Genomic DNA, 12,340 nt, shown 5'->3' on the forward strand with positions numbered 1-12,340 from the left:
GTGGCACCCCTCACACCGCCGCCCCGCATGCAGGGAAGGACGCCTTACCCTCGTTCAACGCGGGTAAGGCGTCCTTCCCTGCATCGCCGATCGGCGAACGTCAGGGGTGCGGTTGTTGTGACGTAAGGGAAATCGCGGCGTCGTGGATGGACTCCTCGGACAACAGGACGGTGCGCGCGGCCTCGCCGAGCGGGATGAAACTGTCCTCGCTCGCCACCCGGTGGACTATCCCGGTGAAACCGCCGTCGCTCAGCGCGGCGATCACACCCTCGGAAACGCCGCCGGTGCGGCGGGTTTCGTCCACGACGAGCACACGGCCGGTGGCGGCGGCCTCGCGGAGCAGGTCGTCGAGCGGCAGGGGAGCCAGCCAGCGCAGGTCGAGGACCCGGGCCGCGACGCCCTCGGCCGCGAGCCGGCGGGCCACCCGCAGGCTCATCCGGACGCCGTTGCCGAAGGTGGCCAGCGTCAGATCCGTGCCGTCGCCGTAGGCCCGGCCGCGGCCGATCGGCACGTGCTCCGACGGCGCGGGGGCGAGCCAGCCGCCGTCGCCGTCGTCGTGCAGGTCCCGGGTGTGGTACAGGGCAATGGGTTCCAGGAAGACCGACAGCGTGCCGTCGACGTCGGCGGCGGCGACGCAGGTGCGCAGCATGGCCGCGGCGTCGTCCGGCCGGGACGGCGAGGCGATCACCAGGCCGGGGATGTCCCGCAGCGCGGCGATCGCGTTGTCGTTGTGGAAGTGGCCGCCGAAGCCCTTCTGGTAGCCGTAGCCGGCGATGCGCACGACCATCGGGTTGCGGTACTGGCCGTTGGAGAAGAATGGCAGCGACGCGCCCTCGCCCCGGAGCTGGTCGGCGGCGTTGTGCAGGTACGCCAGGTACTGGATCTCCGGGATCGGCAGCAGGCCGGAGACGCCGAGCCCGAGACCCAGCCCCAGGATCGACTGCTCGTCGAGCAGCGTGTCGAACACACGCCCGGCGCCGGCCCGCTTCTGCAATCCCCGCGTCACACCGTAGACGCCGCCCTTGCGCGCCACGTCCTCCCCGAACACGCACAGGCTCGGGTACTGGTCGAGCAACTGGGCCAGGGTCCGGTTGACCGACTGCGCGAACGTTAGCGGCTCGGTCCACGAGAGCTTGTCGATGCGTGCTTCGACCCGCGCCGGCCGGCGCGGCGCCAGCGGCGCCATGACCGCTTTGGCGCTGTCCAGCTGCGGCCGTTCGGACGCTTCTGTCGCGAGCCGGTGGACCTCGGCCCGCTTGGCCTCGTACCGGTCGAGCACCTCGGCCGGCGTCAGGACCCCGGCCGCGATCAGGGTTTCGGCGGTGCCCAGCAAGGGATCCCGGGCCAACCCGGCGGCGATGTCGGAGGTGCTGCGGTAGGCCACCTCGGCGTCCGAGCCGGCGTGCCCCATCAGCCGGACGGTCGACAGGTGCAGGAACGCCGGCTTCCGGTGCCGCCGCACGTGTTCCGCCGCCGCCATGGCGACCTCGCGCGTCTGCACCAGGTCGAACCCGCTGGCCTGGAAGTAGCGGAGGCCCTCGCGCGAGCCGTATGCGGCGGCGATCCAACCCCGTGGCGTCGGCACGCTGATCCCGATCCCGTTGTCCTCGCAAACGAACAGCAGCGGCACCGGCAGTCCCTGGTACGCCGTGTAGACGGCCGCGTTGATCGCGCCGGCGGCCGTCGAGTGGTTGGCCGAGGCATCGCCGAAGCTGCACACCGTGATCGCGTCGTCCGGCCACGCCGAGGGCACCCCGAGCTTGCGGGCCCGCTCGATCGCGAACGCCACCCCCAGCGCGCGGGGCAGGTGCGAGGCGATCGTCGACGTCTGGGGGATGATCGCCGCGTCGTGGTGGCCGAACACCTTGTGCCGGCCGCCGGCGATGGGCTCATCGGTCGCGGCCATCATGCCCAGCAGCACATCCCGCAGGCCGTTACGGCCGAGCTGGGCCATCCGCTGGAGATAGAACGCACCCGAACGGTAGTGCAGCAGCGCCGGATCCGTCGGCCGCAGCGCCGCCGCCACCGCCGCGTTGCCCTCGTGACCGGACGAGCCGATCGTGTAGTAGCCCAGGCCGCGGGCCCGGAACTCCCGGGCGGCCAGGTCCACGTGCCGGCTGCCCAGCTGGGCCTCGAACATCTCCAGCAGCTGCGGACCGAGCGTCGTCGCCGGGCGCCGACCCGGCGACAACGCCTTGAGCGCCTCGACGAAGTGCTCGTCGACCTGTTCCGTCAACGGTATGCGCCGATCCCGGTGATGGCCTCGCCCAGCACCAGCGTGTGGATCTCGCTGGTGCCCTCGTAGGTCAGCACCGACTCGAGGTTGTTGGCGTGCCGCAGCACCGAGTACTCGGTGGTGATCCCGCTGGCCGCCAGGATGGTGCGGGCCTGTCGAGCGATCTCCAGCGCCGCTCGCACGTTGTTCAGCTTGCCGAAGCTGACGTGCGCGGTCTCCGCCTTGTGCGCGTCCTTCAACCGTCCGATGTGGACCGCTGTGAGGAACGCCTTCTCCAGCTCCAGCGCCATCTCCACCAGCTTCTGCTGCGTCAGCTGGAATCCGGCGATCGGGCGGTCGAACTGCACGCGGGTCTTGGCGTAGTTCAGGGCCGTCGCGTAGCAGTCACGGGCCGCGCCGACGGCGCCCCAGAGAATGCCGAACCTCGCTTCGTTCAGGCAGGACAGCGGGGCCCTGAGCCCGCGACTGTCCGGCAGCACGGCGTCTTCCGGCAGCACGACGTCGTCCAGGACGAGCTCCGAGGTGACCGATGCCCGCAGCGACAGCTTGTCCTTGATGTCCCGGGTGGTGAATCCCTTGGTGTCACGGGGAACGATGAAGCCCCGGATGCCGTCCTCGGCCCGCGCCCAGACCACGGCGACGTCGGCGATGCCACCGTTGGTGATCCACAGCTTGCCGCCGTTGAGGATCCACTCGCCGTTGGTCTTCCGGGCGGTGGTGCGCATGCCGGCCGGGTTGCTGCCGAAGTCCGACTCGGTCAGGCCGAAGCAGCCGATCAGCTCGCCCTTGGCCATCTTCGGCAGCCAGGCCTGCTTCTGCTGCTCCGAGCCGAACTTGTGGATCGCCGTCATGGCCAGGGATCCCTGCACACTCACGAAGCTGCGCAGTCCACTGTCGACTGCTTCCAGCTCCATGCAGGCGATGCCGTACGCCGTCGCGCTCGCGCCGGCGCAGCCGTAGCCCTGAAGGTGCATGCCGAACAGGCCCAGCTCGCCCAGTTCCGGCGCCAGCTCCCGGGGGAACGTGCCGTCGGCGAACCAGCGGCCCACGTTCGGTCGCACCTTCGCGTCCACGAACTGCCTCACCGTGTCCCGGATCAGCTTCTCCTCGTCGGAGAAGCCGTCCGCGACGCCGAGCAGGTCGAGCGGGTCCATGCGTCAGCCCTCCAGTCGGAACGCGAGGTCGGCCTCGGGCAGCTCGACCATGTCCATCTGCGCCTTCTGCAGCTTGCCCGCGTAGTCCCAGTTCATCGACTGCCAGCGGGTGAACTGGTCGAGCACCCACACCCCGGACTGCCGGCTCCCGTTGCCCGACAGGCCGTTGCCGCCGAACGGCAGGTGCGCCTCCGCGCCCGAGGTCGAGTTGTTCACGCTGACCATGCCGGCCCGGCAGCGCTCGCGGAACCGGAAGGCATTGCTGGCATCGGAGGTGTAGATCGCCGCCGACAGGCCGTAACCGTGGCCGTTGGCCAGTTCCACCGCCTCGTCGAACGTGTCGAAACCGCCGACACCGACCAGCGGGCCGAAGGTTTCGTTGCGGTACAGGTCATCGTCCTTGGTGATGCCGTCCACAATGGTCGGATGCACGAAGATGCCCTGCTCGGCGTGGCCGATGAAACCCTTGCGGGGATTGGCATCCGTGATCCGGCCGGTGCCCGTCGACCCGTGCACCGTGTGGTGCGGCTGCACCAGCTTCAGGTACTCCTCGAACCGCTCCGCGTAGCGGGTGTCGATCAGCGGGCCGTAGAGGACATCCTGGCTCGGATCGCCGATGACCGCGTCCTCCACCGCCTTGCTGAAGCGGCTCAGGAACTCGTCGTGCACCTCCCGCTGCACGAACACCGTGCCCAGCGACGTGCAGCGCTGACCGGCCGAGCCGAAGCCGCTGAACAGCGCGCCTTCCACCGCCAGGTCCAGGTTCGCGTCGGCCATGACCACCAGCGGGTTCTTGCCGCCCAGCTCCAGACACGGCGACTGGAGGTGACGCCCGCACAGCTCGCTGATCGCCCGGCCCACGTCCGTCGAGCCCGTGAAGCCGACCTTGTCGACCAGACCGTTGCGGAGGGCCTGGTCGAGGCCCTCGAACGTCGCCTTGCCGTCCGCCTGGACGAGGTTGAGGACACCCTGGGGCAAGCCCGCGCGCCAGGCCAGCTCGGCCAGCGCCTGGCCCACCGCCGCCGCCAGCTCCGCCGGCTTCCACACCACCGTGTTGCCGCAGAGCAGGGCCGGCACCAGGTACCAGGACGGCACCGCCGCCGGGAAGTTGGCCGCCGTGATGATCGCCGTGACGCCGACCGGGACGCGGAAGGTGAACAGCTGCTTGTCCGGCATCTCGCTCGGCACCGTCTGGCCGTAGAGGCGGCGGCCCTCGCCGAGGAAGAAGTCGCAGGTGTCGACGATCTCCTGGACCTCGCCCAGCGACTCCGCGTACGGCTTGCCGATCTCCCGCGTGATCAGCCGGGCCAGCGCCGCCTTGTTCGCCTCGACCAGCCGTCCCAGCCGGGCGATGACCTGGCCGCGCACCGGGGCCGGGATCTTCGCCCACGCCGGCTGGGCGCTGCGGGCGGCCCTCGCGGCGTCGACGAAGGTCTCGGGGCCGCCCAGCGTCACCTCCGCCACCACGTCGTCGAGGTTCGCGGGGTTGCGGGACAACAGGACGGTGCCGTCGGCCCGCGGGTGGCCGGCGACGACGGAGGCGCACTTGTGCTGCATGGCCTCTACCTTGGCCAACCGCTTGCCGCTTCGCCAACTCCACGAGGGCTCGGGCTGATGGGATTGAGGTTCAGTAGCGCTGTAGCTCGGATCCCAGAGCCCTGTTCCTCCTGCACGTCGCTAGCGTGGAGTCCATGTTCGAGCTGATGGACGAGTGGGGTCCCGAGAAGGTCGTCTGCGTGTCCGACTCGCGGACCGGCATGCGCGGGGTGTTGGTCATCGACAACACCGCGCGGGGCATGGGCAAGGGCGGCACCCGGATGAGCCCCGACCTGTCGGTCACCGAGGTCGCCCGGTTGGCCCGGGTCATGACCTGGAAATGGGCCGGCGTCGACCTGTTCTTCGGCGGCGCCAAGGCCGGCATCCGCTTCGACCCTGCGTCTTCGTCCAAGGAGGCCGCGCTGCGGGCCTTCGTCCGCCTGCTGGCCAACGAGATCCCCAGCGAGTACGTCGTCGGCCTCGACATGGGCCTCACCGAGCGGGACGCCGCCATCGTCCAGGACGAGCTCCGCACCCGTGGCGCCGCCGTCGGCACCCCTTTCGAACTCGGTGGTGTGCCCTACGACCAGCTCGGCGTCACCGGCTTCGGTGTCGCCGAAGCCACCGACGCCGTCTTCCCCCTCTCCGGCCGCCGCGTCGTCATCCAGGGCCTCGGCGCCGTCGGCCGCGCCGCCGCCCGCCGCTTCTCCGAGCTGGGCGCGGTTGTCGTCGCGGTGTCGAGCGCCCTCGGCGCGGTGCACGATCCTGCCGGCCTGGACCTCGGCCGGTTGTTGGCTGTTTCGGACGACTCCGCCGTGCTGGAGTACTCCGGCGGCACGCATCTGCCCCTCGGCTCCGAGCTGTTGATCCCCACCGACGTCCTGGCCCCTTGCGCCCTCCAGGACGTCATCGACGCCTCCCTCGCCGCCCGCCTCTCCTGCTCCTTCGTCGTCGAGGGCGCCAACATGCCCACTTCCGTTGAGGCGCAGCAGGTTCTCGCCGCCCGCGGCATCCCCGTCCTGCCCGACTTCATCGCCAACGCCGGCGGTGTCGTCGCCGCCGCCTACGCCATGGACGCCCGCCTTTCCCCCTTCCGCCCCGACCCCGCCGCCATCTACGCCACCATCTCCACCAAGCTCCGCGCCAACGCCGTCACCGTCCTCGACGCCGCCGCCACCTCCGGCACCACCCCCCACACCGCCGCCCGCACCCTCGCCCAATCCCGCGTCCACACCGCCATGCACCTCCGCGGCCAGTTGCCGTCCTAACCCCCGCGAGTCCCGCTCAGCGTCACACCGAAATACGGTTTCGGGCAGGGCGCAGGCTGCGCATAGCCCGGTGTGACCTGGCGCCGTCGCGTCAGGCCGCGGGCACGGTTGGCTTGGCACTCTTCCCGCAGCCTGTGCAGCGCCAGCTGTCCATCGGCGACAGCCCGATCGTCATCCGCCCAATTAGCTCCATTGTGGACTTTCGCCAGCGCCGATCGGCCTGTGCCGGCACCTCTGCGCGTAAGGTCCACAGCTGCATGCCGATGCCCACACCTGGAACGCCGGGTGCCGTGCGGCGGCCCGGTCGAAGAACAGCTCCCGAGGCTGCAGCGCCAGCACGGCAGCCGCGGTGGCAATGGCGGCGAAGCCGGCCGGTCAGGCTTCTTGTGGCACGCCAGGATGGCCCACGGTCCGAAGCGACGCGCTCTCGTGCCGAGTTGAGGGCGTTCGAGGTTCGACGCTGCGACCATCGACGGTTCTGGCCCACCACGGTCGGCGAGCCAGAACCGTCCTCCGCTGCTTGGGCGACGGCTTCGGTCAGATGCTGAAGCCGCCGTCGACGGTGACCGTCGCCCCCGTGACGTACCGGCCGTCCGGACCGGCCAGGAACGCCACCGCACCGGCGACATCAGCCGGGACGGCGAAGTGCCCGAGGGCGGTCAAGCCGGCGATCCCCTCGGCGTTCGGGCCGTCGGCCGGGTTGAGTTCGGTGTCGGTGGGGCCGGGGTTGATCAGGTTCACCGTGATCGCCCTCGGTCCCAGTTCACGGCCCAGTGCCTTGGTCAGGCCGATGAGCGCGGTCTTGCTCGTCGAGTACAACGAGAATCCGGGGAACACCGCGCGCTCGGCCATGTTGCTTCCGATGGTGAGGATCCGGCCGCCGCCGGACATGTGCTCGACCGCGGCCTGCGAGGCCACGAACGGCGCGCGGACGTTGATCGCGATGGTCTGCTCGAACTCCTGCAGGGTCAACTGCTCCAACGGCCCGAGCAGGAACGCGCCGGCGTTGTTCACCAGGATGTCCAACCGGCCCAACTCACCGGCTGTCCGGTCCACTGCCCGCACCAGTGCCTCCGGATCCGCGCTGTCGGCCTGGATGGCCAGCGCCCGTTGTCCCATCGCCTTGATCTGCTCGACCACGTCGTCGGCGCGTTGCTGGTTGTGGTGGAAGGTCAGCGCCACATCGGCGCCGTCACGGGCCAGGCGCAGGGCAACCGCCGCGCCGATGCCACGACCGCCGCCGGTGACCAGCGCGGCCTTGCCCTCAAGTGTCTTGATCACGTCGCACAGCCTGGCCGTCCTCGTCATGGCTTGTCTGGCGGTGATCGGACATCGCGTTCGTGTCACCACGAACGGCCAGGTGGCTGGCGACTGCTGGCAGCCTGCTCCCGATCGTGCGGGGGTGAACATCCGCACATGCCGCAGATCGTGCTGCTGACGTCCGCTCATGCCGAGTTGAGGGTGGTCCTGTCGCGACGACAGGGTCGCGCGGGTCTTCGCCCTGCGTGCCGACAGTCCCGTCCTGGTTGCCGTGTCAGGGGTGGCTGGCGCGCCACTGGTCGGCTGTGCCGATGGGTCGCATTCCGGCGTGGTCGTAGACGGCGACGGCGTGGGTGTCGTTGTGGGTGTCCACGTCGACGCCGACTGTGGTGTGCCCGCGGTCGCGCAATGTGGTGAAGGCGGATCCGAGCAGGGCGGTGGCGATGCCGCGGCCGCGTGCCGCGGGCAGTACTCCCAGCCAGGCGATCCAGGCGCGGTCGGCCGGTGCGCGGGCGATGACGGCGCCGACCGGGTTGCCGGCCGATTCGGCCAGCAGCCACAACGATGTGTCGTGGCCGTCGCGTTGTTGTTGATCGGTGAGGAAGTCCTGGAAGTCGCGTCGGTGGTGGTTCCAGTGGCCGGCGATGGCGGTTTCGAGGACGTGATGGATGGTCGCCATGTCGGCACGAGAGGTCGCGGGGCACACGCGTACGTCGGCCGGCGGTGGTGTGGCGGTGTGGTCGGTCAGGTCGGCGATCATCCTGGTGTAGCTGTGGACTTTGGTCCAGCCCGCGGAGCGCAGCGCTGGGGTGGCGGGGGAGCGGGGCAGCTGGAACAGCGTCACGGGACTGTTCGACGTGGCGCGGTCGGTGAGGTTCCAGTGGTGGACCGCGTCCAGGAGTATGCGGGCGAGGGCGGTGGCCGTGTCGCCGGGCGCTACGCGCAGTTGGACACGCAGTTGTCCCGGTTGCGGCGCGGGGTGGCACAGGACCACGCCGGTGATCGCGGTGTCCTCGACGCTGACGAGGCTTCGTGTGCGGAGGGTCAGGCCGGGGGCATGCAGCAGGTCGGTGATGTCGGCGGCCGAGGTTTCCGGTCGGCCGACCTCGGCCACGTCGGCGGCGCGGTAGAGGGCGAGCAGGGCGTGGGTGTCGTCGTTGGTCGCAGGCCGCAGGATCACCCCGGCACACTGGCATCCGGCGGGAGTGTCGAACAACCGTGAATGCGCTCTGCTGCCGCGAGTCGTGCGGGCACCACCGGGGAACTTGTTGTGCTGTCCCGGATTCGACGACGGTGCCGGCGCCGCCTAGGGGGCGTCACGCGGGGCTGGGCCGTGCCCCTCTGAGAGCCGCGTCGATCACTGCGTGCACGTGGTCGACGCTCAGCGGAGCGGTGCGCAGCAGCAACCGGTAGTACAGCGGCGCGTAGAGGGCCTCCGCCGCGGCGGCGATGTCGACATCAGCGCGGATCTGTCCGTCCCGCTGGGCCTTTTCCAGGCGCTGACGCCGCGGTCCCTCAGCGCGGTCGACGAGCTGTTCGGCCAGACCGCGAGCCACCGCGTCATCCGCTTGCGCCTCAGCGATGAGGCCCGTGTAGAAGCGGGCGAAATCCGAACGGAACAGGTCGGTGACCGCGGTCATCTGCGTCGTGAGGTCAGCGACCACGTCGCCGGTGTCGGGCATCTCGCTGACCGCGCCCACCGCGTCGGCGAGCACGTCGAGCAGCAGCGCACCTTTGGAAGGCCACCACCGGTAGATGGTCTGCTTGCCGACGCCGGCCCGGGCCGCGATGGCGTCGATGGTCACCTTCGCCGGCCCACGATCCAGCGCCAGCTCGTAGGCGGCTTCGAGGATCGCCCGGTGTGCCCGCTGGCTGCGGCGCGCGGCGTTCGGCGACTTCATGCAGCGATCCTACCCCGAGACGAGAAGAGACGTCTCGTCTTGACACCGGGCTCGCCAGAGAGCACTCTCTTGCGAGACGATACGAACCGTCTCGCTAGGAGCGTCCGATGCAGATCATTGCCCGCCAGTGCGTGACCGCCGACGGCTACGTGACGACGCCGGACGGGTGGCCGCCGCAGGTGATCGATCCCGCCCACGGTCCCGGCAGCCACGGCATCCGGGAATTCATCGCCGGCTGCGAAGCCGTGGTGATGGGCCGCACCACCTTCGAGCCCGCGCTGACCGCCGACCGCTGGCCGTGGCCGGACCTGAAGGTGTACGTGCTCGGCTCCCACCGCACGCCCGGCGCGCCCGACGACGTGGTCTTCGACAACGACCCCGGCCGGCTGCTGGAGCGGCTGCGCGCCGACAACACCGGCCGCGACGTCCACCTCGTCGGCGGCCCGAGCACCATCGAGACCTTCCGCGCACTCGGCGCGGTGGACCGGCTGGAACTGGTGGTGCTGCCGTTCATGGTCGGCGCCGGGATGCGGCTGACGGAGTCGCTGGATCCCGCCACTGCACTGACTTACGAAAGTTCCCGGGGCCTGCCCGGCGGCTCGGTGGAGATCGTCTACTCGCTGCGCGCCTAGCCTGGTGGCTAAACCGCTATGCGGTAACGCAGATGCGTGACGTTGCGGCCTTCGAGACGGCGGACGGGCTCCAGCTCGACGTGGCCGAGGCCGGTCGGCTCGAACAGCCGCCGCCCGCCACCCAGCAGCACGGGGACGAGGTGCAGTTCGAGTTCGTCGAGCTGGCCCGCGGCCAGCAGGGCCTGGGCCGCACCCGCGCCATGGACCAGCACGGCTCGATCACCCGCCGCTTCGCGGGCCACGTCGGCGCAGGCGTTGACGTCGGTGTAGAACTTGGCGCTGCCGGGGGGCGCGTCGTCGGGGTCGATGGTGTGGGTCAGAACGTTGATGGGCACGCCGTCGTGGTGATCGCCGTTCCAGCGCTTGGCCAGCTCGAACGTGCGGCGTCCGGATATCACGGCGCCGGTCGACGCGGCCTCGGCGTACACCTGCCCGTTGATCCCCTCGGACATCCGGTCGTCGAGCCAGTCGAACAGCCGCCCGCCGCCGCGGCCGAGCTCCTGGCCCGGGCGGTCGTCCGGTCCGGTGATGTACCCGTCGACCGACATGGACATGTAGAGCCGCAGCGGTGTCCTACGCATGGGGTGCTCCCTGGCTGTCTGAAGTGCGGTCGTCACTGCGTCGAACGAGAGCAGCCACGATCGACACTTCGAGCCAAGTTCAGCCGCGGCGGCGGTCTCGGACGTACACGGTGGCCGGCTTGCCCTCGCCGGAGCTGCGGCGGGTGACCTCGAACAGGGTGGTGGCGGTGACGAGGTCGCTGAGCTTGGAGTAGCCGTAGGTGCGGGAGTCGAAGTCGGGGCGCTGCTTGGTGACGATGTTGCCGACGCCGGACAGGGAGGCCCAGCCGTCGTCGTCGGAGGCGGCCTCGACGGCGCCGCGGAGCAGGGTGACCAGGGCGGCGTCGCCCTTGAGCTGGGGAGCGGTCTTGCGCGGGGCGGTCGCCTCGGCGGGGGCGGCGGTGCTCTCGGCGTAGGCGAGGTTCTCGACGTAGATGAACTTGTCGCAGGCGGCGACGAAAGGCTTGGGCGTCTTGCGCTCGCCGAAGCCGTAGACGGTCAGGCCGGACTCGCGCAGCCGGGCGGCGAGGCGGGTGAAGTCGGAGTCGCTGGAGACGATGCAGAATCCGTCGAAACGGTCGGAGTACAGCAGGTCCATGGCGTCGATGACCATGGCGGCGTCGGTGGCGTTCTTGCCGGTGGTGTACGCGAACTGCTGAATCGGCTGGATCGACTGGGCCAGCAGGTGGTCCTTCCAGCCCTTCAGGTTGGTGCCCGTCCAGTCGCCGTAGGCCCGTTTGACGTGCGCGGTGCCGTACTTGGCCACCTCGGCCAGCAGGGCCTCGATGATCGAGGACTGCGCGTTGTCCGCGTCGATGAGCACCGCCAACTTCGCGGTGTTCTCGCTGGTCACGGCCATCTCGCGCTCCCCGTTCAGTCCCAGGTGGACGGTGTCTCAACATGAGACGTCCGGCCGTTGTGCACCGACCTAGGCTAGAGGCTCGCACGGGGACAGGAGCGCCGCATGAGCACCGAGTCGAGCCACCCGAGCACCGTGCGCCGGATCGCCGGCGCGGAGGCGCTGGCCCTGGCGGACATGGTCGCCGTGTTCGACGACCTCCAGACCGTGCTGCGCTGCTGCGAGCGTTTGGTAGCCGAACTGGCCGACGACGACGCCGACTCGATCGTGATCGAGGGCGTCTGGACCACGGCCACGCTGTCGTACGCCCGCTGCTTCGCCGACGCGGGCGGCGGCAGGCTCACCGACGAAGACGTCAGTGGCCTGCCGCTGAAGGGCGAGGTCCTCGAATGGCACAAGCTGCTCCGCCAGCTGCGCGAGCACTACGCCTCCGAGGCCCTCAACCCCCGCGCCCGCTTCGAGGTCGGCGCCGCCGAAACCGCCGACGGCCAGGTCGGCGGCATCGCCATCACGTCGGTCGACCAGGCTGTCCTCGACGACGTCACCGTCCGGCAGACCGGCGCCCTCGCCTACGAGCTGACCCGCCTGCTCGACAAGCGCATCAACGAGCAGCAGCAACGCGTCCTCAAGGCCGCCCGCGCCCTGCCGGCCAAGGACCTGGCCGCGCTACCCCTGATCGACCTCATCGGCCCCGACCCGGACCAGTGACCCCGAAGGCTCAGGCGGCGTCGACGGTGGTCGCGATGACCGTCCTCGGGCTGGGCAGCGGCTCCCCGCGTTCGCACATGACGTCGAGGTGGCCCTGGATGGCCTGCCGCATCTCCTGCAAGGTCTCCTCGGGATGTCGCCGAGGGCCACGCACCCGGGCAGGTCGGGAGACCACGCGCCGTAGCCGCCGTCCTCGGCCCGTTCGACGATGATCGCGAACGTGCTC

The 12,340-nt window shown here is 70.2% G+C and carries 11 protein-coding genes; 3 read left to right on the top strand and 8 right to left on the bottom strand.

The genetic code is table 11. The features are described 5' to 3' along the window. Positions 1-100: 100 nt before the first annotated feature. The 3 genes from AB0M73_RS27395 to AB0M73_RS27405 are packed head-to-tail and all read right to left on the bottom strand — an operon-like array spanning position 101 to position 4,947. A complete protein-coding gene (locus tag AB0M73_RS27395; RefSeq protein ID WP_363895919.1) occupies positions 101-2,236 on the bottom strand; it encodes a thiamine pyrophosphate-dependent enzyme in 2,136 nt (711 codons plus the stop codon). Next, positions 2,233-3,390, bottom strand: coding sequence for an acyl-CoA dehydrogenase family protein (locus AB0M73_RS27400; RefSeq protein WP_363895922.1), 1,158 nt, complete (start codon positions 3,388-3,390; stop codon positions 2,233-2,235). The genes AB0M73_RS27395 and AB0M73_RS27400 overlap by 4 nt, the downstream gene beginning before the upstream one ends. 3 nt (positions 3,391-3,393) lie before the next feature. Further along, complete coding sequence (locus AB0M73_RS27405; protein ID WP_363895925.1) at positions 3,394-4,947, bottom strand: aldehyde dehydrogenase family protein; 1,554 nt, start codon at positions 4,945-4,947, stop codon at positions 3,394-3,396. A 134-nt stretch (positions 4,948-5,081) separates the two neighbouring features. Between AB0M73_RS27405 and AB0M73_RS27410 the strand changes: the two genes are divergently transcribed. Continuing rightward, a complete protein-coding gene (locus tag AB0M73_RS27410) occupies positions 5,082-6,194 on the top strand; it encodes a Glu/Leu/Phe/Val dehydrogenase dimerization domain-containing protein (RefSeq protein ID WP_363895928.1) in 1,113 nt (370 codons plus the stop codon). Positions 6,195-6,731: 537 nt separating this feature from the next. Here the strand turns inward: AB0M73_RS27410 and AB0M73_RS27415 are convergent. From AB0M73_RS27415 to AB0M73_RS27425, 3 genes are all read right to left on the bottom strand, one after another. Continuing rightward, complete coding sequence (locus AB0M73_RS27415) at positions 6,732-7,472, bottom strand: 3-oxoacyl-ACP reductase family protein (RefSeq protein ID WP_363896143.1); 741 nt, start codon at positions 7,470-7,472, stop codon at positions 6,732-6,734. A 256-nt stretch (positions 7,473-7,728) separates the two neighbouring features. After that, positions 7,729-8,634, bottom strand: coding sequence for a GNAT family N-acetyltransferase (locus AB0M73_RS27420; RefSeq protein WP_363895931.1), 906 nt, complete (start codon positions 8,632-8,634; stop codon positions 7,729-7,731). 136 nt (positions 8,635-8,770) lie between these two features. Next, a complete protein-coding gene (locus tag AB0M73_RS27425) occupies positions 8,771-9,355 on the bottom strand; it encodes a TetR/AcrR family transcriptional regulator (protein ID WP_363895934.1) in 585 nt (194 codons plus the stop codon). A gap of 107 nt (positions 9,356-9,462) precedes the next feature. Between AB0M73_RS27425 and AB0M73_RS27430 the strand changes: the two genes are divergently transcribed. Continuing rightward, positions 9,463-9,987 (top strand): dihydrofolate reductase family protein, encoded by a 525-nt coding sequence (locus AB0M73_RS27430; protein ID WP_363895937.1) that lies wholly within the window; start codon positions 9,463-9,465, stop codon positions 9,985-9,987. An 8-nt stretch (positions 9,988-9,995) separates the two neighbouring features. Here the strand turns inward: AB0M73_RS27430 and AB0M73_RS27435 are convergent, their stop codons facing one another. Together AB0M73_RS27435 and AB0M73_RS27440 are read right to left on the bottom strand one after the other, a co-directional pair. Further along, on the bottom strand, positions 9,996-10,568 hold the full coding sequence (locus tag AB0M73_RS27435) for a dihydrofolate reductase family protein (RefSeq protein WP_363895940.1): 573 nt from the start codon (positions 10,566-10,568) through the stop codon (positions 9,996-9,998). Positions 10,569-10,647: 79 nt separating this feature from the next. Further along, positions 10,648-11,406, bottom strand: a complete 759-nt coding sequence (locus tag AB0M73_RS27440; RefSeq protein WP_363895943.1) for an NYN domain-containing protein — start codon at positions 11,404-11,406, stop codon at positions 10,648-10,650. 105 nt (positions 11,407-11,511) lie between these two features. On the opposite strand from AB0M73_RS27440, the gene AB0M73_RS27445 reads away from it, so the two are divergent. Continuing rightward, the gene (locus AB0M73_RS27445; protein ID WP_363895946.1) at positions 11,512-12,114 is read left to right on the top strand and encodes a hypothetical protein; all 603 of its coding nucleotides are present in this window, start codon (positions 11,512-11,514) and stop codon (positions 12,112-12,114) included. Positions 12,115-12,340 lie beyond the last annotated feature (226 nt).

The organism is Kutzneria sp. NPDC051319 (genome assembly GCF_040682195.1).
Classification (GTDB): domain Bacteria; phylum Actinomycetota; class Actinomycetes; order Mycobacteriales; family Pseudonocardiaceae; genus Kutzneria.